This is a genomic window from Streptomyces sp. DSM 110735 (genome assembly GCF_016482685.1).
In the GTDB taxonomy this organism is placed as follows: Bacteria; Actinomycetota; Actinomycetes; order Streptomycetales; family Streptomycetaceae; genus Streptomyces.
Genome location: NZ_JACYHF010000002.1, coordinates 34,995 through 59,691 on the forward strand (window position 1 = coordinate 34,995; position 24,697 = coordinate 59,691).

A 24,697-nucleotide genomic window follows, 5' to 3' on the forward strand; every position below is an offset into this window, starting at 1 on the left:
CGTCTGGCGAGGAAGAAGCCTCCCATGGCGAAGAACACGACCAAACGCAAACTGCCGCTGGCCTACAAGCCGGTCGGCTTCGTCCTGAGCTGGACCGGCGGCGCGCTGGCCGGGCTGGCGTTCCGCAAGGCGTGGATGGCGATACGGCACGAGGAGGACGCCCCCGACGCGCTCGACCGCGACCGCGGCTGGGGCGAGATCCTCTTCGCGGCGGCGCTCCAGGGCGCGATCTTCGCGGTGGTGCGCAGCGCGGTCGACCGCACGGGGGCGAAGGCCATCGAGCGGTCGACCGGGGTGTGGCCGGTCGCGGACCAGGGGGGACGGGACTGATCCGGACGGGCGCCGTGGCACGGCGCGGTTCGGTTCGGCGGGTGGACGGGCGGCTCCGGCTCCGGCTCCGGCTCGTCCAACTGCCGAACCGGGCGCCGGGGATGGGCACGGGGCCGGACGGGGGTACACCTCGTCCGCGTCTTAGGCCGGATGCCGCGTCAGGATGCGAGGTCCCTCCGCCCCGCCGGAGGATCACGATCATGCGTCTCCTCACTTTCGCCCCGTCATGTGTCCGTCCCGCGCGACCCCGTGGTGCGCGGCTCCTCATATCCGCCCTCGCCTGCGGCGCCCTGCTGACGGCGGCCACGGGCTGCGGCGGCACCGACGGCCGGGCGAAGCCCGGCGGACCGGCGCACAACGGCAACCCGGCGGCGGCCGGCTCCGCGCACCCGGTGAACGGTCCGGGCATCCCCGGCATCGGAGAGCGGACCGGGGCGCGCATCCCGTCCGGCACACGTCAGCTCGTGGTGGTCTACGGCGAGGACCGGGACTCCGCCGACAGCCTGGCCGTGCTGTACGAGAAGCACGGCACGACGTGGGACCGCACCGCCGCCTGGCCCGCGCACAACGGGCGCCGCGGCTGGACGACGGACCATCAGCTCGACGACGAACGCAGTCCCGCCGGTGTCTTCACCCTCACCGACGCCGGAGGCTCGCTCAGGAGCCCGGGCACCAAGCTGCCGTACTGGTACGACGACAACGCCTTCGCCGCCTCCATCAACCAGGACGACGAGAACCACGCCCACGACTTCGACTACGTCATCGCCATCGACTACAACCACGTCAAGGGCACCCCGCCCTTCGACTGGAACCGCCCCGAGGGCGTCGAGAAGGGCGGCGGCATCTGGCTCCACGTCGACCACGGCGACGGCACCTCCGCCTGCGTCACCGTCCCCGAGTCCGCGATGAAGACCCTCCTTCACACCCTCGACCCGGCCCAGCACCCGGCCGTGGTGATGGGTGACCGGGAGCGCCTGATGCAGTGACCGGCGCTCTCGGTAGCGTGGGCATCTGCCGCATGGAGTGTCCATGCGTCCGGCGTGGCCGTGGGACGGCTGCCGACGAGGAGTGGTGAGGCCGCGATGAGTGAACCGACGAAGCCCGAGGTCCACGTTCCGGAGGGGGACGCTCCTGCCGAGCTGACCGTCCGGGACCTGGTCGTCGGGGACGGGCCCGAGGTGAAGCCGGGCATGGTGGTCAGGGTGCACTACGTCGGGGTGACCTTCGCGTCCGGGAAGGAGTTCGACGCCTCCTGGGACCGGGGCGAGCCGTACAAGTTCGGTCTGGGCAGCGGCAAGGTCATCAAGGGCTGGGACCGCGGAGTGCGGGGGATGAGGGTCGGCGGTCGGCGCGAGATCATCGTCCCCCCGCGGCTCGGCTACGGCAATCAGTCGCCCTCGCCGCTGATCCCGCCGGGCTCGACCCTGGTCTTCGTGGTGGACCTGCTGGACGCGTACTCCCCCGTCACCGGGTGGAGCAAAGACCAGTAACCCTGGCCGCTCCTCCAGGAATGGGGACCGCACGCACACACTCCCCCGTCGAACTATGTTGTCCCACCACATACGACCCCGACCTACGCGTTCCTACCGTGTGGCGACACGCAATCCGTCCCCGTCACACGCCAGGAAGTGGTGCCGATGTCGTCACCTACAAGCGCCCCGTCCGCTCCAGCGAAGCTCCCCCGCATCGTCGCCGCCAGTCTCGTCGGGACCACCATCGAGTGGTACGACTTCTTCCTGTACGGGTCGGCGGCGGCGCTGGTGTTCAACAAGCTGTTCTTCCCGGACTCCGATCCGCTGGTCGGGACGCTGCTCGCGTTCGTGACGTACGCGGCGGGGTTCGCCGCCCGGCCGCTCGGGGCGCTGGTGTTCGGGCACTTCGGCGACCGGCTGGGGCGCAAGCGGCTGCTGGTGCTCAGCCTGCTGCTGATGGGCGGGGCGACCTTCGCCATCGGTCTGCTGCCGACCCACGCGGCCGTCGGCACCGCCGCGCCGGTCCTGCTCACCGTGCTGCGGCTGGTGCAGGGGTTCGCGCTCGGCGGTGAGTGGGGCGGCGCCGTACTGCTGGTCTCCGAACACGGGGACGCGCGACGCCGGGGCTTCTGGGCCGCGTGGCCCCAGACCGGCGCGCCCGCCGGGCAGTTGCTCGCCACCGGTGTGCTGTCGCTGCTCACCGCCCTGCTCTCGGACGCCGCCTTCACCGACTGGGGCTGGCGCATCCCCTTCCTCCTCTCCGGCGTGCTGGTGCTCGTGGGTCTGTGGATCCGTCTGTCGGTCGACGAATCCCCCGTCTTCAAGGAGGCGTTGGCACGGGCCGAGTCCCATGGCGACCGCGCGACGGAGAAGCTGCCGCTGGTCTCCGTGCTGCGGCACCACTGGCGCGAGGTGCTCATCGCGATGGGCGCCCGGATGGCGGAGAACATCAGTTACTACCTCATCACCGCCTTCATCCTCGTCTACGCCACCACCGCCGCCGACGTCTCCCGGCAGACCGCGCTGAACGCCGTCCTCATCGGCTCCGCCGTGCACTTCGCCGTGATCCCCGCCTGGGGCGCGCTCTCCGACCGGGTCGGGCGGCGGCCGGTCTATCTGTTCGGGGCGATCGGCATCGGTCTGTGGATCTTCCCGTTCTTCTCCCTGATCGACACCGGCTCCTTCGGTCTGCTGATCCTGGCCGTCGCCGTCGGTCTGACGCTGAACGGCGCCATGTACGCTCCCCAGGCCGCCTTCTTCGCGGAGATGTTCGCCACCCGGGTGCGCTACTCGGGCGCCTCCATCGGCGCCCAGTTCGCCTCCGTGGCCGCCGGGGCGCCCGCACCGCTCATCGCCACCGCCCTGTTCGCGGAGTACGACAGCGCGACCCCCATCGCCCTCTACATGATCGCCGCGGCCCTGGTGACCGTGGTCGCCGTGGCGGTGGCCCGCGAGACCCGGCAGCGGGACCTCGGGGAGATCGGCGCCGGTGATCTCCGGGACGCTTCCCCGGACCCGGCGGCGAAGGCGGTGACCTCCTGATCCGGGTCTCCTGAGCAGAGTGGTCCGTGGTGCCGTTTCACCTGGCCGGTCGCCCCCGCTGCGGGGCGACCGGTCAGGTGCGTCTAGGACCGGTCAACCCGTGCAGCCGCAGCGCCAGTTGGATCTCCAGGGCGCGGGACGGGGTCTGCCAGTCGGCACCCAGGAGCCGGCCCACCCGTTCCAGCCGTTGGGCCACGGTGTTCACGTGCACATGGAGGGTGTCCCTGGTCCGGGCGGGGCTCATGCCGCAGGCGAAGTAGGCGTCCAGCGTGCGCAGCAGGTCGGTGCCGCGCCGTTCGTCGTAGGCCACGAGCGGGCCGATGGTGCGCTCGACGAAGCCGCCGATGTCCCGGTCGGCGGCGAGCAGCAGTCCGAGGAAGCCGAAGTCCTCGGCCGCCGCGCCGTCCCCGCCGCGTCCGAGGAGGTGCAGCGCGTCGAGGCAGCGGCGCCCCTCGGCATAGGCGGCGGCCACCGCGTCGGGTCGGTCGGCGAGGCCGGTGACCGGGGCGGAGGCGCCGACGGTGACCGGCTGGCTGACGGCGGTGCCGAGGTCGCGGGCGGTGCGGCGGGCCAGTTCGGTGGCGCCGTCTCCTTCGGCCAGCGGGAGCAGCAGCACGGTGCCGCCGTCGCGTGCGGCGGCCAGGCCGTGCCGGGTGGCGGCGAGGTGGGAGGCGGCGGACCACAGGCGTCGGCGGGCGGCGGCTTCCTCGTCGGCGTCGGCCGTGGGGGCGTCGAGCCGGGCGGCGAGGACGACATGGGTGGCGTCCAGGTCGGCGTGGAAACGGGCGGCGCGTTCGCGCAGCAGGCGGGGGTCGCGGTCGCGGGCGTCGAGGAGGTCGTCCAACAGCTCGCCGCGTACCCGGCGTTCGGCCTCGGCGGCGGAGCGGCGGGCGAGGAGGAGCAGTGAGGTGACCATGGCGGCGCGTTCCAGGGTGAGCTGGTCGACCGGATCGAGGTCCGGGTGGCCGCGCAGGATCAGGGCGCCTAGGGATTCGCCGCCCGCGACGAGGGCGGCGATCCAGTCGGTGCCGTGCCGTACCGCGTGGCCCTCGGAGCGGGAGGCTTCCAGGGCTTCGGCGGGTGCGGTGCCGGTCTCGGTGAACTCGACGGTGGCGCCGAGGACTTCGGAGACGGCGGCCGCCACGTCCGCGACTCCCCCGCCGCGCAGGACGAGTTCGGCGAGACGGTCGTGCACCTCCGAGGCGCGTTCGATGACGGAGCTGCGGTCGCGGATGATCTCGTTGGCGCGTTCGAGCCCGGCCAGGGCCGTGCGGGTCTCGGTGAGCAGGTTGGTGGCGTCGATGGCGGCTGCGGCGAGGGCGGCGAACGAGCCGAGCAGGGCGCTCTGTTCGCGTTCGAAGACCCTGGCGCGCCGGTCGGCGGCGTACAGGACGCCGATGACGTGCGGGCCGAGCATGAGCGGTACGCCGAGGATCGCGACCAGTCCCTCGTCGCGCACCGCGGCGTCGATGGTGAGGGTGTGCCGGAAGCGGGCGTCCTGGAAGTAGTCCTCGGTGACGTATGGCCGGGCGGTCTGCGCGACGAGCCCGCCGAGCCCCTCGCCCATGCCGAGGCGGAGCTGCTGGAAGCGGGCGGAGACGCAGCCCTCGGTCACCTGGAGGTAGGTGTCGCCGCGCTCGGGGTCGTTGAGGCTGAGGTAGGCGGTGTCGGTGCCGAGCAGGGAGCGGGCGCGTTGCACGATGGCCCGCAGGACAGCGTCCGCGTCGCGGAGTCCCGCCAGGTCGTGGGCGGTCTCGAAGAGCGCGGAGAGTTCCGCCTCGCGGCGGCGGCGCCCTTCCAGCTCCGCGCGGACGCGCAGCGCGAGGAGCTTGGCGTGCTCCAGCGCGGCGATCCGCTCGGCGGGCAGACCTTCGGCGCGGGCGAGGAGCACTGGGCGTTCGTACGTCTCCGGGGAGGCGTCCCGGGCGAGGAGTTCGAGGTACGGGATCTCCGTACCCGGTGGGGGCGGTGCCGCGACGGTCCCGGTGCCGGGGCCCGCGGCCTGGTGGGCTTGATCGCGAGACATGGTCACAGCATCGCCCATCGGCCGCCGGACGCGTCAGCCCTGTGGATAACTCCGTCCGCGGGCTCCGTGAGCCCGTTCAGTGGGCCGTCCATCCGCCGTCCATCACCAGGGAGGTGCCGGTGATGAAGGAGGACTGCGGGGCGCACAGATAGGCGACCGCTTCCGCGACCTCCTCCGGTTCGATGAGCCGCTGGAGGGCGCTGTCCTTGAGCAGGACCTCGGAGAGCACGCGTTCCTCGGGGATGCCGTGGGTCCGGGCCTGGTCGGCGATCTGCTTCTCGACCAGTGGGGTGCGCACATAGGCGGGGTTCACACAGTTCGAGGTCACGCCGTGGGGGGCGCCTTCGAGGGCGGCCGTCTTGGACAGTCCCTCAAGACCGTGTTTGGCGGCCACATAGGCGGACTTGAAAGCCGAGGCGCGCAGACCATGGACGGAGGACACATTGACGATGCGGCCCCAGCCCTGCGCGTACATGTGGGGCAGCGCGCCCCGGATCAGCCGGAACGGCGCCTCCAGCATCACGGTCAGCACGGTGTGGAAGACCTCGGGCGGAAAGTCCTCCAGCGGACGCACCAACTGCAGCCCGGCGTTGTTGACGAGGACATCGGTACCCGCGGCCGCGCGCTCGGCGGCGTCGAGATCGGTGAGGTCGAGGACGTACGGGACGACCGCGCCCCCGCCCGCCAGGTCCCCCGCGCGCTCGGTCAGTTCGGCAAGACCCTGCGCGTCCCGGTCCACGGCTCTGACCTCGGCCCCGGCGGCGGCGAGCCGCAGCGCGCAGGCCCGGCCGATGCCACTGGCCGCTCCGGTGACGAGGGCGACGCGGCCGCCGAGGTCCAGGGGGACGGAGGAGGGGCGGGGGCCGGGCTGCGGGCTGGGCGAGGTCATGTGGCGACCCTAAGTGGAAGGGGCGGCTCACCACATGTGGTGATGACCCATACTTCAGCCGCTGGTCATAGGGTCGAACCATGTGGGTGCATCGGACATGGCCTGCTTGATCCGGAACAGCGCGAAGTCGTCCAGGTCCGGCAGCGCGTCCACCGCGTACCAGCCGACCTCCAGCGACTCGTCGTCGTTGACCCGTGCCTCGCCCCCGGTCGCCCGGCAGCGGAAGGTGGTGTCCATGTACTGGCAGACGTCGCCGTTGCCGTAGGTGACCGGTCCCAGTGCCTGGACGAGGACGACCCGCTCGACGACGCAGTGCACCGCCGTCTCCTCGTGGACCTCCCGCACGGCGCAGGCCGCGGGCTGCTCGCCCGGCTCCGGGATGCCGCCGATCACCGACCACTCGCCGGTGTCGGAGCGGCGGCCCAGGAGCACCCGGCCCGCGTCGTCGAAGACGATCGCGGTGACTCCGGGGAGCCAGAGCAACTGGTGGCCCGCGGAGGCCCGGAGCGTACGGATGAATTCAGGTGTAGCCATGGGGCCGACCCTATGGCCCCGCACTCCCCCGGCGGACCGCTTCCGGGGGCGTACGGCGGTCGTACGGCTACGCGCGACCGGCGCGCCGCCCGCGCATCTGGGCGCCGATCGCCCAGCCGAGCCCGCCCGCGGCGACCAGGACCAGCGCCAGCTCGGGCAGGACGCCGAGCCGGGTCGCGGGCGTCTCGGAGGAGCGCAGCGGGATCTTCTCGTCGAGGTAGGCGGGCACGAACATGCCCGTCTTCCGGGTGACCCTGCCGTCCGGCATGATCACCGCGCTGACGCCGCTGGTGACGGGCACGGTCACCGCCCGGCTGTGCTCGACGGCGCGGACGCGGGACATGGCGAGCTGCTGGTAGGTCATCTCGCTGCGGTCGAAGGTGGCGTTGTTGCTCGGCACGGAGATCATCTGGGCGCCGTGGGTGACGGTGTCGCGCACCGCCCAGTCGAACGCCGCCTCGTAGCAGGTGGCGAGGCCGACCTTGGTGCCGTCCATGCGGAACACGCCGGGCTTGTCGCCCCGGCTGAAGTCCTGGCGGACCATGCCGGTCCACTCGCTGTTGATCGCGCCGACGAGCGAGCGCAGCGGCAGGTACTCGCCGAAGGGCTGGATCTGGCGCTTGTCGTAGGTCTGGGTGGGACCCTTGCCCGGGGTCCACAGGATCTGCTCGTTGTAGAGCTTGCCGTTGCGCTCGACGACCGAGCCGACCGAGATCGGCACGCCGACCGCCTTGGCGGCGTCGTCGATGACGATGGCGGCGTCGGGGTAGGCGAAGGGGTCGATGTCGGAGGAGTTCTCCGGCCACAGCACGAAGTCGGGGCGAGGTGCCTTGCCCGCCTTGACGGCGGCGGCGAGCTTGAGGGTCTCGCGCGCGTGGTAGTCGAGCACCGCCCGGCGCTGGGCGTTGAACTCCAGGCCCGAGCGGGGCACGTTGCCCTGGATGAGCGCGACCGTGGCGGTGCCGTCCTCGGCCTTGTCGCTCACCAGGGCGCGGGCGGCGACGGCGCCCACGACCGGCACGGCGACGCTGAGCAGCGCGACCACGGCGGCCGAGCGGCGCACCTCGCGGGCGCGGCGGCGCTCGGTGACGAGCCGTACCGCCTCGTAAAGGCCGAAGCCGCACAGGACGACCGCGAAGCCGAGCACGGGGGTGCCGCCCACCGCGGCGAGCGGCAGGAAGACGCCGTCCGCCTGACCGAAGGCGATCTTGCCCCAGGGGAAGCCGCCGAACGGCATCCGGGCGCGGACCGCCTCGCCCGCGATCCACAGGGCGGCGGCCCACACCGGCCACGCGGGCAGCCGGGAGACGGTGGCGATACCCACGCCGACCAGGGCGACGAAGATCGCTTCGATGGCGACCAGCGCGAGCCAGGGACCGGGGCCGACCTCCACGCCGGTCCACACCAGCAGCGGCAGCAGGAAGCCGAGCCCGAAGAGGTAGCCGAGGCCGAGGGCCGCCTTCCAGGTGCGGCCGCGCAGCACCCACGCCAGACCGGCGAAGGCGGGCAGGGCCAGCCACCACAGGGGGCGCGGCGGGAAGCTGAGGTACAGCAGCACACCGCACAGGGCGGAGGCGGCGGCCGGGATCAGACGCAGCAGACGGCGGCGGCCCGGCGAGACGGGCGGCCGGAGCTGTTCCGGCTGGTCCACGGAGGTTGCGGTGACGGTCACGCGGGGAGTCTACGGCGCGGGGCGCGACCGCTGACAGCGCGGTCCGGGCCGCCGACCTGCGCGGTCCGTGGTCCGGGGCGGAACGGTGGCGGCTCTCTGTGGTGCAACCCCATGTGGTCCGCGCATGTGTGGCGGCACCATGTGGTCGTTGCCCCCGTCCGCAAGTCCGACGCCTCATCCCCACCCGGAATCGCGACCCTCCCGCGCAACTCGTCCACAAAGCGGCCATCAGCCGTTACGGTGTGCCCCAGCCTCGGCGGTGCGGCCGGTCCCGGTGCGCGCGGCGAGGCTGCGACCACAGGTCGGGGGACCGGGTGCGAGGGGCGACGGTGGGGTCGACGGGGATGACGCGCGCGACGGAGACGGACGCGGAGCGGGCGGGGCGGAACGTTTCGGACGGGGCGGGCATGATCCTTCTCGGTCTGTGCGCGCTGTGGGCGCTGATCACGGCGGCGGTGCACGACGGGCGTCCCGAGGGCATGCTGCTGGCGGTGCTCGCGGCGGCGGCCGGGTGTGCCACGGGCCGGATATCCGGGGCGCTGCTCCCGGTGGCGGCGCCGGGCGCGGGGGCGGCTGTCGGGCTGGTGCTCGCGGTGACGATGCCCGCGCTGCTGCCCGGACCGCCGTACGCCGTACCGCTCGGGCACACCGGTGCCACCGCGGCCCTGCTGGCGCTGGCCACGGGCGCGGCGTGCTGTGCGGCGCGGGCGACGCCGGTACCCGCGCTGAGGTCGGCGCTGTGGCTGCTGGCCGTACTGATCGTGCTGACCGGAGTCGTCACGGGGTCGCCGGTCGGGTGCGTCGCGAGTGGCGCGGTGCTGCTCTGCTCGCTCGCCGCGGGCTCGATGCCGCACCGGGGTGTCGGGGTGGCGGGGCTGGCCCTGGCGGCGGCCGGCGCGGCGGGCGGGGTGTGGGCGGTGGCGGCGGGTGTGCTGCCCGGCGGGCTCGTGGAGGCGGTGACCGACCGGCTCGGTCCGTACCGCGTCCACCTGTGGCAGGACGCGCTGGAGCTGGCCGGGCGTGCGCCGGTGTCCGGGGTCGGTCCGGGTCTCTACGGTCAGCCCGGCGGTGCGGCGCCCGGCGTCCCCGCCGAGGTGAAGCCGCACTCGGCGCCGTTGCAGTTGCTGGCCGAGCAGGGGCTCGTCGGGGTGCTGCTGCTCGCGGCCGTCTACTGCTGGGTGCTGCACGCCCTGTGGCGCGCCCCGCGTCCGACCCCGGTCGTGCTGACGGCGGGCGCGGCTCTGACGGTCCTCGCCGTGCTCGCCTCACTGGGCAACGTGCTGAGCTTCACCACCGTGACGGCGGGCGCGGGTCTGCTCGCCGGGTGGGCGACGGCGCGCCCGTGGGTGGACGAGGAGCGGATGGCGCGCGAGGAAGTGGTGGCTGGGGAGCGTACGTCGATCTGAGCGGAGTGGTGCCTCTGGATATGTGAGGACGGCACGTGTGGGCACCGCACATGTGGCGACGGCACATATGAACGCCGCACACACCGACACCCTGCAATCAGGCGTGGGGACCACCCCGGTCTCCCCCACCCACACCCCTCAGCGCGCAGACCCCGCCGTCCCCGCCCGCAGCCGGGACCGGATGACCCGCACCGCCGACTCCGCGTTGTCCACGGTGACGGTGAACGTGTGGCCGTCCCACAGGCTCAGCTCGATCCCCTCGCCCCGGCGCACCACGACCGCCGTGCCGCGCTCCGGGCGCCAGCGGTAGCCCCAGCCGCCCCAGTGGCGCGGGGTGACGTGCGGGATGAAGTCGGCGCCGACGACGTCGGACAGCGGGATGCGGCGACGGGGCAGTCCCACATGGCCGCAGCGCACTTCCAGGCAGTCCCGGTCGAGGATGAGGTCCACATGGACGAAGGCGAGTGTGCCGTAGAGGACGAGCAGGCCGGCCGCGATGCAGCCGACGACGGACATGACGAGCGGGATGACGCCGGACGTCCAGGCGGACTGGACGGCCAGCGCGATGCCGAGCGCCAGGCAGGCAGCGCCGACCAGCGCCAGCAGCCATTGCACCCGGTTGGTGGCGCGACCGGTCCAGACGTCGGGGTGCGAGTCCTCGGCGTCGTGGTGCTCCCTCATGCCTATGAGGTTACTCAGGTTTCGCTGCGCCGGTACCCGGTCGCGCTCGGTGACTGCTCCGGGCGGCCCACCGGAACCGACGGCGGCGCTCCGTCACCGCCGGTCGGCCAGCCGTTCCGTCGCCGGGAGCAGTCGTCCCTCCGCGTAGTGCAGCGCGGGTGCGGGCAGCTCGCCCTGGCGGCCGCTGAGGATCACGGTCAGGGTGCCCTCGGCCGGGGCGTCCGGCGCGGGCTGTTCGCCGATGCGGCGCAGCGCCTGGGCGGCGATGGCACCGGCGGAGGCGTGCAGGACGAGCGGGGCGGCGCCGGGGCGCTGGAGGGCGGCGCGGATACGTTCCGCCACCAGCTCGTAGTGGGTGCAGCCGAGGACGACGGTCGTCACGTCCTCGGGGGTGAGTTCCGCGGCGGCGGCGACGGTGGCTTCGATGGCGCGCTCGTCGGCGTGCTCCACGGCTTCGGCAAGACCCCAGCAGGGCACCTCGGTGACCTGGACGCCCTGGGCGAACTCCTCGATGAGTCCGCGCTGGTAGGGGCTGCCGGTGGTGGCGGGGGTCGCCCAGATGGCGACGGAGCCGCCCCCGGCGGCGGCAGGCTTGATCGCCGGGACGGTGCCGATCACCGGGATGCCGGGTTCGAGGCGGGCGCGGATCGCGGGCAGCGCGTGCACGGTGGCGGTGTTGCAGCCGATGATCAGGGCGTCGGGCCGGTGGGCGGCGGCGGCCTCGGCGACGGCGAGGGCGCGGCGGGTCAGGTCCTCGGGCGTGCGGGGACCCCAGGGCATGCCGTCGGGGTCGAGGGAGAGGACGAGATCGGCGTCGGGTCGCAGGCGACGTACTGCGGCGGTCGCCGCGAGAAGGCCGATTCCGGAGTCCATGAGCGCGATCTTCACCCGGCCACGATAGTCGATGGCCCGCGCACGGGCCGTCCCGTGGGGCAGACTGCGGCCGTGAGCGCCATCCTGTGGACCGCCGTCGCCTCTCTCGTCGTCTGGTGCTGGCTGCTGTTCGGCCAGGGGTTCTTCTGGCGGACCGACGTACGGCTGCCGCCCCGCCGGGAACCGGACGCGTGGCCGTCGGTGTGCGTGGTCGTGCCGGCCCGGGACGAGGCGGAGGTGCTGCCCGCGAGTCTGCCCTCGCTGCTGGCGCAGGACTACCCGGGGCGGGCCGAGGTCTTCCTGGTGGACGACGGCAGCACCGACGGCACCGGGGAGCTGGCGCGGGAGCTGTCAGGGCGTCACGGCGGGCTGCCGCTGACGGTGACCTCGCCGGGTGAGCCGCCCTCGGGCTGGACGGGCAAGCTGTGGGCGGTGCGGCACGGCATCGGGCTGGCCCGCACTCGGGAGCCGGAGTATCTGCTGCTGACGGACGCCGACATCGCGCACGCGCCGGACAGCCTGCGCGCGCTGGTGGCGGCGGCAGGGGCGGGCGGTTTCGACCTGGTGTCGCAGATGGCGCGGCTGCGGGTGGCGAGCCCGTGGGAGCGGCTCGTGGTCCCGGCGTTCGTGTACTTCTTCGCCCAGTTGTATCCGTTCCGGTGGATCGGCCGGAAGGGCGGGCGTACGGCGGCAGCGGCGGGTGGCTGCGTGCTGCTGCGCGCGGACGCGGCCGAGCGGGCGCGGATCCCGGACGCCATCCGGCAGGCCGTGATCGACGACGTGGCGCTCGCGCGCGCGGTACGCGGTTCGGGCGGTCGCATCTGGCTGGGGCTGGCGGACCGGGTGGACAGTGTGCGCCCGTATCCGGGGCTGGGTGATCTGTGGCGGATGGTCTCGCGCAGCGCTTACGCGCAACTGCGGCACAACCCGTTGCTGCTGCTCGGCACGGTGGCCGGTCTCGCCCTGGTGTACCTGGTGCCGCCCGGCACGGTGGTGGCCGGAGCGGTGCTGGGCGACGCGGCGGCGACGGCCGTGGGCGCGGTCGCGTGGGCGGTGATGGCGGGGACGTACGTGCCGATGCTGCGTTACTACCGGCAGCCTTTGTGGCTCGCTCCCCTGCTGCCGTTCACGGCGTTCCTCTATCTCCTGATGACGGTGGACTCGGCGGTGCGGCACTACCGGGGGCGGGGCGCCGCGTGGAAGGGGCGCACGTACGCGCGCCCCGACGCGGTGGCCGACGAGGGCTGACCGAAGGCGGTCATTTCCGCCCGGGGGTCCAGTTCATGCCCCATCCGTAGGCGCGGTCGACGGTCCGCTGCGGGCTCATCCCGCGTTCGGGCACGAGGTAGCGGGCCTCGCGCCGGACGACGAGGTCGCCGCCCTCGTTGGTGAGCAGCGCGAGCGCGCACACGGTGGAGGGCACCGCGCACTCGTCGAGGGAGAAGTCGACGGGGGCGCCGTGCTGGGGGCGCAGGGTGACGGTGGCGTTCAGCCCGGCGAAGGAGGTGGCGCCCTCGTAGATGGTGACGAAGACCAGGATGCGCCGGAAGTCGGCGGCGTGGTCGAGGTTGACGGTGAGGTTCTCGCCGTCGGCCGAGGCGCCGGTGCGGTCGTCGCCGTCGAGGTGGATGTACGGCGGCCGGTGCAGGGTGCCGAAGGCGTTGCCGAGTGCCTGGACGACGCCCTTGCGGCCGTCGGTGAGTTCGTAGAGGGCGCACAGGTCGAGGTCGAGGTCCCGGGCGGGACCCTTGGTCCATCTGGTCGCGCGCATCCGCCAGTTGAGGTTGACGCGGAGGGCTCCGGAGGTGGCGCCCTGTTTGGCGAGCGAGACGGCGGGGGCGGCCTTGGTGAGGGTGATCTTGGCGGGTTGAGCAGTTGACTCGGATGCAACGTACGGGAGTTGGGGTTCCGGTCGCCCCAACCCGGTCGCGGGCTGCCGGGGTTCGGGTGTCACGGGCTCGGGTCGCCTGACCTCGCGGCGCGCGGTGACGCCGTACTCCTGCGCCAGTCCCTCCAGTCCGCTGCCGTACCCCTGTCCGACGGCGCGGAACTTCCAGCCGCCCTGGCGGCGGTACAGCTCGCCGAGCACGAGGGCGGTCTCCACGCTCGCGCCGGTGTTGTCGTAGTGGGCGACGGTCTCGCCGTCGGGACCGGTGACGCGGACGCCGAGGCCGGGGACCTGGCCGAAGGTGCCGCCGTCCGCCGTCGCGGCGAGGACGATCCGTTCGACGGCGTCCTCCACGCGCGTGAGGTCGACGGTGAAGACGTCGGTGGCGAGGCCGTCCTCGCGGCGTGTCTCCTCGTGCCGGACGGCGCCGGAGGGGTGTGCGGGGTGGTCGCGGGTGAGGTGGTCGGCGTCGGAGCGGATCCTGCCGGAGGTCAGCAGGAGGGCGGCGATCTCCGTCGCGGGTGTGCCGGGTCCCGCGCGTCGGGTCGTTTCCAGGCGCAGCACCGTCGTGGGCACCGGCGTGTTGGAACCTTTCGGCATCGTCATGTCCGCCCCCATCCGATCGTGCCTTTTCCGGTCCCGCGACCGTACCGGTGATCGTCCCGACCGCCCCCCGCGCGGGTGTCGCGAACTCCCCTGCCCCGCACGGCAGAACCGCACGCCGATCCCCGCCAACCCGTTGGAAACTCGCCCTTTACACGATCCAAACGTCGGATGGCGTCCATTTTTGCCAAGTTCGCTCGGATTAGCGATCCAAGTTCGCCACCGACACGGAAAACAACCTTCTTATCGGTCTCCCCAACCAGCACATCGTGGGCTTAACTTATGTGCCATGACCTCCCCCCGCTCCACCTATGGCGGCGGCTACTACTCCGCCTCCTTCCCGGACACCCCGATCTACGACTCGCTCGTGGCCGAGCGGGGCACCCCGCAGATCGCCCCGATCCGCGTCCCGGCCGCCTACGACACGCACGGCGGCAACCTCCCCGTCGGCAACATGCCGGGCGCCAACATGGGCGGCAGCAACCTCCCCGCGCTGCCCTCGGCGCTGCCCGCGCTCCCGGCCGCCCCGTCGCAGCCGGCTCCCGCGTCCTACGGCTACCCGCAGGCGCAGCAGCCCGCGCCTCTGCAGCAGGCGCCCACCGCGTACATCCCGCAGCAGGCCGCCGCGCCGCGCGGTTACCCGGGACCCCAGCAGCCCCAGCCGCCGCGCCCCGCCGCGCCCACCGGGTACGAGGCGATGCGTCCGGCCGCGCCGCGCCCGCCGCAGCAGCCGTACCAGGACCCGTACAACAACCAGCAGCAGCAGTACCGGGGCTACTGATCGCACCACCCCGTGGTCGGTGCCGTCCGGTGAGGTGGCGCCGTGGGGAGTCGGCCGGACACCGCTCCGGGCGCTGACGGACGACGGGGGGAAGGTCGTCGTACAGCGCGAACGCGCACGTCGGACGGACGCCGCCACCGAGCAGAGTCTCGGTGGCGGCGTCCGTGCGTGCGTCCGGCGGCGAACAGGGTGGGACCGGTCTGCAGTTCGGGTCGCGGGCGGGGAACCGGCGGCGGGGTCCGGTCGTTCGCAAAGATGAGAATCTCGTGAGAGTCGTCCGCCGGACGTGGCACCGCTCTCCCCCGCTCGCGCCGGGGGCAGCGCGGTCCGGCGGTCCTCACGTCGGGGCGAGGGGGTGGGGCCGTGCGTGCGATCAGCGGTCTGTGGCGCTGGCGGGGCAGTCCGCTGCGGCGGCCGACCGACCGGGCCGAGGCATGGGTGTGCCTCGTCGCGCTGCTGCTCATCTGTACGGCCGCGCCCGCGATCGGCTGGCTGACGGGTACGGCCGCCCAGGACTCGTTGCGCCGTTCGGTGGCCGAGCAGCGCCACACCCGGCAGCGCGTGCCCGCGACCGTGCTGCGCCGGATGGCCTACCACCCGCCCGAGACCGACCCCGACGCCGGTGCCGGGCGCACCGTCCGCAGCCGGGTCCTGGCCGGGTGGACGGCGCCGGACGGGACGCGTCGGCACGGCGCGGTCCTCAGCGGCCTCAAGTCCCCGCACCGGGGCGACCGTTTCATGGTCTGGACGGACCGGCAGGGGCACATGACGAGCCGCCCGCTGGACTCGACCACCGCCCGGGCGCATGCCGTACTGGCCGGATTCGGGGCGGCGTTGCTCGCCGCCGCGCTGGTCGAGACGGCCCGGCGGGTGGTGGTGTGGCGCATGGTCCGCCGCAGATACGCGCGTTGGGACCAGGCGTGGGAACGCGCGGGCCCCGACTGGGGCAAGGCCGGGACAGGGAGCTGACCTGCTTCGCGGCTCTGGTCAACCCGGCGTCCGCGCACACGCTACGGTGGACCGGCCGACTCCCTTTCGGCATCGACCCGCGCGCGAGCGAGCCGAAGGCCGCGCCGGAGTCCGGAGCGCACCCGCGCCGGCCCCCGGGCCGCGGCGGTCGCCTTCCCGGCACCCGGCGACGGAGCCCCAGAGGCGGACGAGCACACGTACCACGAGGTGGGGGCACAGCAACGCCATGGCACAGGGCACGGTCCAGGTGACGCACACCGGTACGTCGCGATGGCGGCGCCGCACGGGTGAGTACGCCTCGCTCGCCGCCGCCCTGGAGGCCGCCGCGGAGGGCGACGTCCTCACCATCGCCCCCGGCACCTACCGGGAGAACCTCGTCGTCGGCCGTCCGGTGACCCTGCGCGGACCCGAGGGCGCGCCGGGCTCGGTGCGGATCGCGCCCGTGGACGGGGTGCCGCTCACGGTGCGCGCCTCGGCCGTGGTGCAGGGGCTGCACGTGGAGGGCCAGGACGGCACGGCACCCGCGCTGCTGGTCGAGGACGGCACGCCCGAGCTGACGGATCTGCGGATCGTGACACGCTCGGCCGTCGGCATCGAGGTGCGCGGCGGGGCACGCCCGACGGTGCGCCGCTGCACGGTCGACAACCCTGCCGGTGCCGGGATCGCCGTGCTCGACGGGGGCGGCGGGGTGTTCGAGGAGTGCGAGGTCGTCGCGGCCGGGCAGGCCGGGGTGGCGGTCCGGGGCGGTGCGCGTCCGCGTCTGGAGCGCTGCCGGGTGCACCACGCGGCGGGTTCGGGGCTGAGCGTGACCGGGGAGAACTCCGCGCTGGAGGCGGTCGGTTGCGAGGTGTACGAGGTCCGGGGCGCGGGCGTGCACATCACGCGGCAGGCGACGGCGCAGCTCACCGACTGTGCCGTGCACCGCACTTCGGGCGACGGCGTCACGCTGGACACGGACGCCTCGCTGACGCTGGCCGACTGCCGGATCCACGACATCCCGGAGAACGCGGTCGATCTGCGTTCGCGCTCGGTGCTCACGCTGACCCGGACGACGGTGCAGCGCTTCGGGCGCAACGGTCTGTCGGTGTGGGACGCGGGCACCCGCGTGGACGCCAACCAGTGCGAGATCTCCGACAGCACCGGTGACTATCCGGCGGTGTGGGTGAGCGACGGTGCCACGGCGGTGCTCGACTCCTGCCGCGTGCACGACGTGCCGGACGCGCTGTTCGTCCTCGACCGGGGTTCGCGGGTGGACGTGGTGGACAGCGATCTCCACCAGGTGCGCAACACGGCCGTGTCGGTGAGCGACGGGGCGACGGCGCAACTGGACGACTGCCGGGTCCGCGACGCGGCGACCGGCGCCTGGTTCCGGGACCACGGCAGCGGCGGCACGCTCGCCAACTGTGTGCTGGAGGGCACCCAGACCGGTGTGATCGTCACCAAGGGCGCCGACCCTTCGCTCGAACGCTGTGTGGTGGAACGCCCTGCCGAGGCGGGTTTCTATGTGTCCGCCGGAGGTAGGGGCAGCTTCCTGAACTGCCGGGTGAGCGGCAGCGGTGGCTACGGCTTCCATGTGATCGACGGCTGTCGTACGACGCTGCGCGGCTGCCGCACGGAGCGGTGTGCGCGCGGGGGGTACGAGTTCGCCGACGCGGGACCCGGTTCCGGCTCGGGCACGGGTCCGGTGGTGGAGGACTGCACGAGCGACGAGTCCGGCGGCGGGCTGCGCTCCCCCGAGCCGCCGCGCGCGACCGCGGTGCAGACGGCGTCCCCGTCGACCGGCGGGCTGCTCGGTGCGATCCCGGGCCAGCGCGGCACCGACCCGGAGGCGCCCGTCGTCCCGGACGTGCCGGAGCCCGAGGTCCGTCAGTCCGAGGCGGTGCTCGGTGAACTCGACGCGCTGGTGGGCCTGGAGAGCGTCAAGCGCGAGGTGCGGGCGCTGACCGACATGATCGAGGTGGGCCGGCGCCGCCAGAGGGCGGGTCTGAAGGCTGCCTCGGTCAAGCGGCATCTGGTGTTCACCGGCTCCCCCGGCACCGGCAAGACGACGGTGGCCCGGCTCTACGGCGAGATCCTCGCCTCGCTCGGCGTGCTGGAGAAGGGGCATCTGGTCGAGGTGTCCCGGGTCGACCTGGTCGGTGAGCACATCGGCTCGACGGCGATCCGTACGCAGGAGGCGTTCGGGCGGGCGCGCGGCGGGGTGCTGTTCATCGACGAGGCGTACGCGCTCTCCCCCGAGGACGCCGGGCGGGACTTCGGCAAGGAGGCCATCGACACGCTGGTCAAGCTGATGGAGGACCAGCGGGACGCGGTGGTGGTGATCGTGGCGGGCTACACGGCCGAGATGGAGCGCTTCCTTTCCGTCAACCCGGGTGTGGCGTCGCGGTTCTCGCGGACGATCACTTTCGGGGACTACGGTCCCGAGGAGCTGCTGCGGATCGTGGAGCAGCAGGCGGACGAGCACGAGTACCGGCTGGCGGAGTCCACTCCGGAGGCGCTGCTGAAGTACTTCACCGAGTTGCCGAAGGGACCTGCCTTCGGCAACGGCCGTACCGCGCGGCAGACCTTCGAGGCGATGGTGGAGCACCACGCGGGCCGGGTCGCTCAGCTTCCCGACCCGAGCACCGACGATCTGACGCTGCTGTACGCGGAGGATCTGCCCGAACTCCCCTGAGCGGTCAGCTCATCGGCGCCTCATCCTCCTGGACCGAGGGGCGCTGTGCGGGCAGTCCGGGGTGGAGGCGGGCGAGCAGCCTGGCCCGGGCGCGGGCGAAGGCGGGGTCGTCCTGGTAGTCGGAGTGGCCCAGGATCGGGGCGGGCAGCGGGTGTTCGGGGCTGCGGCCGTAGGCCCTGGGGTCGGCGAGCGGTTCGTGGTCGACGTGGGGTTCGCCGGGGACACGGAGCGGGCCGCCGATGGGGTCGGTGCGGCGGTAGAGGTTGGTCCAGGGTCCGGTGTCGCGGTGCAGCGCGGCCAGGGCGTCGGGTCCGAAGTGGGCGGGGAACCAGCGGCCGTAGAGGCGTTCCAGCGGGGAGCCGTAGGTCAGCAGGGCGACGCGTTCGCGGGTGGCGGGGCTGAGCTGCCAGGCCGCGGCGGCGACGAGGACGCTGCCCTGGGAGTGCCCGGAGAGGACCAGGCGGCCGCCGGTGCGCTCGGTCCAGGTGGCGGTGCGCCAGGTGAGGTCGGGTACGGCGCGCTCGGCGTAGCAGGGGGGCGCGAAGGGGTGGGCGGCGCGTGGCCAGAAGGTGCCCACGTCCCAGAGGATGCCTATGGTGCGCCGGGCGGAGGCGTCCTTGTAGGCGCGGCGCCCCCAGGTGACGAAGAGCAGCAGGCCGACGCCGACCAGCCAGGAACCGAGGGCCTGGGCGGTCTCGGCGGCGATCCGGACCGGTTCGTCGGTGCCCTGCGCGGCGCGGGCGGGCGGCAGTCCGGTGGTCTGGGAGCCGGTCAGTGCCGCCGCGCCGAGCAGCAGGGTGGTGACGGAGACGACGGCGAGGAGCAGGGGCGCGCGGTCGGTGAGGGTGGCCATGGCGCGGGTGCGGGCGATGGCGCGGGTGCGGGCGGGGTCCTCGGGTTCCCCGGGGTGCTGATGGCGCACGCGTACCCGTTCGGCGCGGGCGAGGCGCCCGACACGCACCCCGAGCAGGGCGGTCGTGGCGAGCAGGACCAGGAGGAGCGGGGGGATCGCGGACGCCTGCCAGGTCAGGGTGACGGGTGGTCCGGAGAGCGAGGAGCGGGTGCCGTCCAGCCAGTCGGCGACGCGCTGGGCGACCCCGCCGGAGGCGACTCCGCCGAGCGCGCAGGCGAGCAGGGCGACGGCCGGTCCGCCGAGACCGCTCATGGCGGCGCGGGGGTCGGGGTTGCGGCGGTACAGGTCGTACGCGACGACGGCGAGCGCCAGGACGAGGACGCCCTGGATCAGCATGAGCGTGCCGAAGACGGGGTCGCCGGGCAGCCGTCCGGCGGACTGCCAGCGGGGGCGGGACCAGCCGGCGTACAGCGCGGCGAGGAGCAGCAGGGCGAGGGCGCCGAGCGGGAGTCCGCGCACGAGGTGGCGGTCGGTCTTGGGGTCGAGGCGTGCCTCGCTGCGTCCCCGGCGGCAGACGACCACGACGACGGTGAGCGCCCAGCCGAGCAGGGCGGCGCCGAGGATCAGACCGAGGGTGTGGAGGAGGGCGGGGTGGTGGTCGCGGCGCAGGGCGGGGAAGGTGAGGGCGGCGGCGACGGTCAGCAGTCCGGCGGCGGTGTGGGCGGCGCGGAGCCGGGCGCCGAGGCGGCGGCCGTACCAGAAGCCGGGGCTGGCCAGGGCTCCGGCGTCGGGGTCGGTCTCGGAGGTACGAACCATCGGGCGGTGGGACTCGTACGCGCTCCAGGTGCGGTGGGAGAGGTACCAGAGCAGGGCGGTCAGCGCGGTGGGTGCCAGGGCGGCGAGGGCGAGGCGGCGTCCGGGTGCGCTCCACCAGCCGTGCCCCGCGGGCGAGAGGAAGGACAGCCAGGAGTGGCGGCCGGAGCAGGCGGTGACGCCCGCGCACTGCCAGGCGACCAGGTCGAGGGCGACCTCGCAGGCGGCGGCGACCAGCAGCACGGTGAGGGAGAGCGCGGCGAGGCGGACGAGGAGCCCGTAGAGGCGGATGGTGCGGGTGCGGCCGGGGGCGGCGGGGCGCATCCAGTGGGCGAGGTTGACGACCATGAAGGGCAGGAGCAGCAGCCAGAGGGCGCGGCTGGCGTTGCCGGAGGTGAGGTTGCACCAGACGTACGCCTCCTGGACCGGTTCGCCGCGTGATCCGCCGTCGCGGTCTGGTTCGTCGCGGGGTCTGCCGCCGCTCGTGGCGTCGTCGGGGTCCTCGGGCGGACCGGCGTCCTCGGCGCGGCGGAAGACGGCGGCCGTGTCGTCGCCGGTGACGCGGACCGTGCGCGGGTCGCCGAGCATCTTCTCCGGGGTCGTGCCGCCGACCCCGTGCACCAGCAGCTCCAGGTCCGGGCGTGCCGTCGGGGGCGCCGTGGGGGAAGGCGCCGGTTCCGGCGCGGTGGGGTGTTTCTGCGCGCCTGCCACTGTTCGCTCGCATTCGTGTGACGCGGTCGGGATGACGCGCACGGCGAGCGTTTCCCGTGCGGGCTCCATGCGGGGTTCCGTGCGGGGTTTTTGTGCCGTGCGGGAATCAGGTTCTCCGCTTCGCGCGCTGCGCACACCCGCCGTCACTTTTCGTTACCGAATCTTCCCGATTCGTGCGACTGCCGCCGGTGTGGGTGCGGCACATATGTGGCCGCACCCCAGGTAAGCGGCGTGACAGGTGGTGGCGCGGCCTGTGGGGCGGCGTGACAAGATGAGACGCCCGCACAGCCGCGCCGGACGGAACGTCCTGGTCGGACCAGGTGTGCCGGGCGTGTCGGACGAGCGTGGGGCGAAAGGACCGGAGCGTACGTGAGTGAGAATCAGAACCTCCTCGCGGAGCAGCGCCGCGCTCTGATCGTGGACGAGGTACGGCGCCGGGGCGGGGTCCGGGTCAACGAACTGACCCGCAAGCTCGGTGTGTCGGACATGACGGTGCGCCGTGATCTGGACGCGCTGGCGCGCCAGGGTGTGCTGGAGAAGGTGCACGGCGGCGCGGTGCCGGTGGTCGAGGCGAGCACGCACGAGCCGGGGTTCGAGGCCAAGTCGGGTCTTGAGCCGACCGCCAAGGAGGAGATAGCGCGGGCCGCGGCGCGGCTGGTCGCGCCGGGTGCGGCGGTGGCGCTGTCCGGCGGTACGACCACCTATGCGCTCGCCCGGCATCTGCTGGAGGTGCCGGACCTGACGGTGGTGACGAACTCGGTGCGGGTCGCGGACGTGTTCCACGCCGCCCAGCGGGTCTCGGGCCAGCGGCAGGGCGCGGCCACGGTGGTGCTGACCGGCGGGGTGCGTACGCCCTCGGACTCGCTGGTGGGTCCGGTGGCCGACCGGGCGATCTCCGCGCTCCACTTCGACCTGCTGTTCCTCGGTGTGCACGGCATATCGGCGGAGGCGGGTCTGTCCACGCCGAATCTGGCGGAAGCTGAGACCAACCGGCGCCTGGTGCGTTCGGCGCGGCGTGTGGTGGTGGTCGCGGACCACACCAAGTGGGGCACGGTGGGCCTGAGTTCGTTCGCCGCGCTGGACGAGGTGGACACGCTTGTCACCGACGCGGGGCTGCCCGCCGACGCCCGCGCGGAGGTCTCCGAGCGGCTGCGGCGCCTGGTGGTGGCGGGCGAGCCGGACCGGGACGAGGACGAGCCGGACGACACCGAGGACGCCTGAGGACGCCTCGCGTCACCCGCCCTGAGCGCCCGCGGAAACGGCGCCCCCGCTCAGCGACGACGCCCCGCTCAGTCCGGCCAGACCCCCGTCGCCAGCAGCGTCTCGATCGCCGCCGTGTACGGCGCGATGTCCAGTCCCTGCTCCGCCAGCCAACTGTCCGAGTAGTACTTGTCCAGGTAGCGGTCGCCGGGGTCGCAGAGCAGGGTGACGACGCTGCCGGTGCGCCCCGCCGCGACCATCTCGGAGACGATCTTCAGCGCGCTCCACAGTCCGGTCCCGGTCGAGCCGCCCGCCTTGCGTCCGATGGCCCGCTCCAGGGCGCGTACGGCGGCCACGCTCGCCGCGTCCGGCACCTTCATCATCCGGTCGATGGCGCCGGGCACGAAGCTGGGCTCCATGCGTGGTCGTCCGATGCCCTCGATGCGTGAGCCGCAGTCGCAGGTGACGTGGGCGTCGCCGGTGGTCCAGCCCTCGAAGAAGCAGGAGTTCTCCGGGTCGGCGACGCAGACGCGGGTGTCGTACTGCATGTAGTGGACGTAGCGGGCGAGGGTCGCGGAGGTGCCGCCGGTTCCGGCGGTGGCGACGATCCAGGCGGGCACCGGGAAGCGTTCCAGGGCCAGTTGACGGAAGGTGGACTCGGCGATGTTGTTGTTGCCGCGCCAGTCGGTGGCGCGCTCGGCATAGGTGAACTGGTCCATGAAGTGGCCGCCGGTCTCGGCCGCGAGGCGCGCCGACTCCTCGTACATGGTGCGCGGGTCGTCCACGAAGTGGCAGCGCCCGCCGTGGAATTCGATGAGCCGGCACTTCTCCGCGCTGGTGGTGCGCGGCATGACGGCGATGAAGGGCACGCCGATCAGGCTCGCGAAGTACGCCTCGGAGACGGCGGTCGAGCCGCTGGACGCCTCGATGACCGGGCGGTCCGGGCGGATCCAGCCGTTGCACAGCCCGTAGAGGAAGAGGGAGCGGGCGAGGCGGTGCTTGAGGCTGCCCGTCGGGTGGGTCGACTCGTCCTTGAGGTACAGGTCGATGCCCCAGCGCTCGGGCAGCGGGAAGCGCAGCAGATGCGTGTCGGCCGAGCGGTTGGCGTCCGCCTGGACCTTGCGGACGGCTTCTTTCAGCCAGTCGCGGTAGGTCGCGTCGCTGCGGTCGACGTCGAGGGTGGCCCCGGCCCGGGCCGGTGGGGTGGTGCTCACGGCGAGGCTCCTTACGCGGTCGCGCCGACGGCGCCCCGCGCGGTCGGCACCCCGATCATAGGCACCTCCCGTCACGCTTCTCACCTGCATCAACGCATCTTTCAGCCACCCAAAGGAAGCCTGGGGCACACCTGTACGGGGGGCGTGGGGGCGCATTGGCGTGAGTACTCCCGGCGCTCGCAGCGCACTTCCTCCACACCCTGGTGCTCCGGTGCTCGCGGGGGCAGACTGCGAACGGCACGCGTCGGCGCGCGACCCGCGGTGGCACACGACACGCGGTGCGGGCACGCGGCGCACGGCACGTACGACACGTACGACACGCGGACGATCGGACGACACGCGCAGGAGGGGACGGCGAGGATGGCGGAGCCCGAGTTCACGGCGAGAGGCGTGCGCATCGGCAAGGGGCTGCGCTCGCTCACCCGGGCCGGAAAGGTCCGGATCAGCGACGGCAGGGTGGAACTGCTCAACAGCTACGACAGCGAGATCGACAGCGCGCCGGTCCAGGCGGTCCGCGCCTCCAAGCCGTGGTTCGCGCCGGACGATCGCGCGCGGGCGGAGCTGAACGGGCAGCGCTACGAACTGACGCTCGGCGACCAGGACCCGGCGCCGGGCGAGTCGGGTCCCCCCGCGGCCCGGCGCTTCATCGACGCGGTGCGCCGGGCGGCCCGACACGGCGACTGACCTGCGTGCCGCCGCGGCGAGTTGCGGGAGGGCGGGCACTGCGTCACGCTGATCTCACGTCACTCTGGGTTTACCTGAGGTAACGCTGAGGTCCAGCCGCCGGCCGCACAGTCGGGCCGCCTCCTGGACGCGGGCGCCCTCCTGGATTTCCGTTGTTCTCCGTGTTCTTCCGGTTCCTTCCGGACCTCACATCGGGGAGTCGCAGCCGTGATCAGTCACCCCAACAGGCACTGCACGGTGGAGCTCCAAGCCCTGCCGTCGCGGATCGGACAGGTCCGCAGAATCGTCTCTGCGCAGTTGCGCTACTGGCATCTGGACCCTCTCATCGACCGCGCCGCGCTCGGCGTGACCGAACTCCTGAGCAACGTCCACCGACATGCGCGGCCCGACAAGTCGTGCACCGTCGAACTGGAGCTGCTCCCCGACCGTCTCACCGTGTCCGTACGGGACCGCGATCCGCGGCTTCCCGTGGTGGCCGACGCGACCGAGACACTCGAACTCGCCCCGCTGGCCACCTGCGGTCGGGGGCTGGCGATGGTCGCGGCCGTCAGCGAGAGCTGGGGAGCGCGCCCGGACGGCGAGAGCGGCAAGGTCGTGTGGTTCACGCTGGCCGCCACCGTGGTGGAACCCGCCCGCCCTGCCCGCGACCCGCTCCGCACGACGAAGCGGCGACCCGCGTCCCGCGCCACCGAACCGCGCCCGGCGCCGGTGGGTCCGGTCACGCCGGTCACCCCCGTCACTCCGGTCACCCCGAACCCGGTCCCGGCGCCCCTCCCGGTCACGCCGGTGACTCCGGCACCCGTGCCGGCAAGCCCCGCGCCGGAGCCCGCCCTGGCGGCAGCGTCCGCCGGTCCCTTGGCGGAGCCTGCCCTGGCAGCCGCG

20 protein-coding genes and 1 pseudogene are annotated in these 24,697 nt (G+C 73.3%); 12 read left to right on the forward strand and 9 right to left on the reverse strand.

What is annotated here, in order from left to right; translation table 11 throughout:
- Nucleotides 1-24: 24 nt before the first annotated feature.
- From IF655_RS02980 to IF655_RS02995, 4 genes are all read left to right on the forward strand, one after another.
- Nucleotides 25-330, forward strand: a complete 306-nt coding sequence (locus IF655_RS02980) for a DUF4235 domain-containing protein (RefSeq protein ID WP_199581905.1) — start codon at nucleotides 25-27, stop codon at nucleotides 328-330.
- 200 nt (nucleotides 331-530) lie between these two features.
- Complete coding sequence (locus tag IF655_RS02985) at nucleotides 531-1,316, forward strand: hypothetical protein (RefSeq protein WP_199581906.1); 786 nt, start codon at nucleotides 531-533, stop codon at nucleotides 1,314-1,316.
- A gap of 96 nt (nucleotides 1,317-1,412) precedes the next feature.
- Entirely contained in the window at nucleotides 1,413-1,820 is a 408-nt protein-coding gene (locus IF655_RS02990; RefSeq protein WP_199581907.1) for an FKBP-type peptidyl-prolyl cis-trans isomerase, read from the forward strand.
- A gap of 147 nt (nucleotides 1,821-1,967) precedes the next feature.
- Nucleotides 1,968-3,344, forward strand: coding sequence for an MFS transporter (locus IF655_RS02995; protein ID WP_199581908.1), 1,377 nt, complete (start codon nucleotides 1,968-1,970; stop codon nucleotides 3,342-3,344).
- A 73-nt stretch (nucleotides 3,345-3,417) separates the two neighbouring features.
- Here IF655_RS02995 and IF655_RS03000 read toward each other — a convergent pair whose 3' ends face one another.
- The 4 genes from IF655_RS03000 to lnt all read right to left on the reverse strand — a co-directional run bounded on the left by IF655_RS03000 (nucleotide 3,418) and on the right by lnt (nucleotide 8,465).
- A complete protein-coding gene (locus IF655_RS03000) occupies nucleotides 3,418-5,370 on the reverse strand; it encodes a helix-turn-helix domain-containing protein (RefSeq protein WP_199581909.1) in 1,953 nt (650 codons plus the stop codon).
- Nucleotides 5,371-5,446: 76 nt separating this feature from the next.
- Complete coding sequence (locus IF655_RS03005) at nucleotides 5,447-6,259, reverse strand: 3-hydroxybutyrate dehydrogenase (protein ID WP_199581910.1); 813 nt, start codon at nucleotides 6,257-6,259, stop codon at nucleotides 5,447-5,449.
- Between the two features lie 54 nt (nucleotides 6,260-6,313).
- Nucleotides 6,314-6,793 carry an NUDIX domain-containing protein gene (locus tag IF655_RS03010; RefSeq protein ID WP_199581911.1) on the reverse strand — a complete coding sequence of 160 codons (480 nt, stop codon included), beginning with the start codon at nucleotides 6,791-6,793 and terminating at the stop codon, nucleotides 6,314-6,316.
- A 67-nt stretch (nucleotides 6,794-6,860) separates the two neighbouring features.
- Nucleotides 6,861-8,465: an apolipoprotein N-acyltransferase gene (lnt, locus tag IF655_RS03015; protein WP_199581912.1), complete on the reverse strand. Its 1,605-nt coding sequence runs from the start codon at nucleotides 8,463-8,465 to the stop codon at nucleotides 6,861-6,863.
- Between the two features lie 344 nt (nucleotides 8,466-8,809).
- On the opposite strand from lnt, the gene IF655_RS03020 reads away from it, so the two are divergent.
- Nucleotides 8,810-9,871: an O-antigen ligase gene (locus IF655_RS03020; RefSeq protein ID WP_199581913.1), complete on the forward strand. Its 1,062-nt coding sequence runs from the start codon at nucleotides 8,810-8,812 to the stop codon at nucleotides 9,869-9,871.
- A gap of 138 nt (nucleotides 9,872-10,009) precedes the next feature.
- Here the strand turns inward: IF655_RS03020 and IF655_RS03025 are convergent, their stop codons facing one another.
- On the reverse strand, nucleotides 10,010-10,552 hold the full coding sequence (locus tag IF655_RS03025; protein WP_199581914.1) for a hypothetical protein: 543 nt from the start codon (nucleotides 10,550-10,552) through the stop codon (nucleotides 10,010-10,012).
- A 93-nt stretch (nucleotides 10,553-10,645) separates the two neighbouring features.
- Entirely contained in the window at nucleotides 10,646-11,440 is a 795-nt protein-coding gene (locus IF655_RS03030; RefSeq protein WP_199581915.1) for a glutamate racemase, read from the reverse strand.
- Nucleotides 11,441-11,497: 57 nt separating this feature from the next.
- Between IF655_RS03030 and IF655_RS03035 the strand changes: the two genes are divergently transcribed.
- On the forward strand, nucleotides 11,498-12,673 hold the full coding sequence (locus tag IF655_RS03035) for a glycosyltransferase (RefSeq protein ID WP_199581916.1): 1,176 nt from the start codon (nucleotides 11,498-11,500) through the stop codon (nucleotides 12,671-12,673).
- 10 nt (nucleotides 12,674-12,683) lie between these two features.
- On the opposite strand, the gene IF655_RS03040 is transcribed toward IF655_RS03035, so the two are convergent.
- Entirely contained in the window at nucleotides 12,684-13,919 is a 1,236-nt protein-coding gene (locus tag IF655_RS03040) for a TerD family protein (RefSeq protein ID WP_242488518.1), read from the reverse strand.
- 286 nt (nucleotides 13,920-14,205) lie between these two features.
- Here IF655_RS03040 and IF655_RS03045 point away from each other — a divergent pair, with 286 nt between their 5' ends.
- From IF655_RS03045 to IF655_RS03055, 3 genes are all read left to right on the forward strand, one after another.
- Nucleotides 14,206-14,697 carry a DUF6643 family protein gene (locus IF655_RS03045; protein ID WP_199581918.1) on the forward strand — a complete coding sequence of 164 codons (492 nt, stop codon included), beginning with the start codon at nucleotides 14,206-14,208 and terminating at the stop codon, nucleotides 14,695-14,697.
- A 363-nt stretch (nucleotides 14,698-15,060) separates the two neighbouring features.
- Nucleotides 15,061-15,666: a hypothetical protein gene (locus IF655_RS03050; RefSeq protein ID WP_199581919.1), complete on the forward strand. Its 606-nt coding sequence runs from the start codon at nucleotides 15,061-15,063 to the stop codon at nucleotides 15,664-15,666.
- A 226-nt stretch (nucleotides 15,667-15,892) separates the two neighbouring features.
- On the forward strand, nucleotides 15,893-18,340 hold the full coding sequence (locus IF655_RS03055; protein ID WP_199581920.1) for a right-handed parallel beta-helix repeat-containing protein: 2,448 nt from the start codon (nucleotides 15,893-15,895) through the stop codon (nucleotides 18,338-18,340).
- 4 nt (nucleotides 18,341-18,344) lie between these two features.
- On the opposite strand, the gene IF655_RS03060 is transcribed toward IF655_RS03055, so the two are convergent.
- A complete protein-coding gene (locus tag IF655_RS03060; protein ID WP_374100160.1) occupies nucleotides 18,345-20,717 on the reverse strand; it encodes a hypothetical protein in 2,373 nt (790 codons plus the stop codon).
- A 369-nt stretch (nucleotides 20,718-21,086) separates the two neighbouring features.
- Between IF655_RS03060 and IF655_RS03065 the strand changes: the two genes are divergently transcribed.
- Complete coding sequence (locus IF655_RS03065; RefSeq protein WP_199581921.1) at nucleotides 21,087-21,938, forward strand: DeoR/GlpR family DNA-binding transcription regulator; 852 nt, start codon at nucleotides 21,087-21,089, stop codon at nucleotides 21,936-21,938.
- 68 nt (nucleotides 21,939-22,006) lie between these two features.
- Here IF655_RS03065 and IF655_RS03070 read toward each other — a convergent pair whose 3' ends face one another.
- Entirely contained in the window at nucleotides 22,007-23,131 is a 1,125-nt protein-coding gene (locus tag IF655_RS03070) for a PLP-dependent cysteine synthase family protein (protein ID WP_199581922.1), read from the reverse strand.
- A gap of 360 nt (nucleotides 23,132-23,491) precedes the next feature.
- Between IF655_RS03070 and IF655_RS03075 the strand changes: the two genes are divergently transcribed.
- Together IF655_RS03075 and IF655_RS30960 are read left to right on the forward strand one after the other, a co-directional pair.
- Complete coding sequence (locus tag IF655_RS03075) at nucleotides 23,492-23,815, forward strand: hypothetical protein (RefSeq protein WP_199581923.1); 324 nt, start codon at nucleotides 23,492-23,494, stop codon at nucleotides 23,813-23,815.
- Between the two features lie 207 nt (nucleotides 23,816-24,022).
- Nucleotides 24,023-24,571: pseudogene (locus IF655_RS30960) on the forward strand (ATP-binding protein); the annotation flags it as partial.
- Nucleotides 24,572-24,697 lie beyond the last annotated feature (126 nt).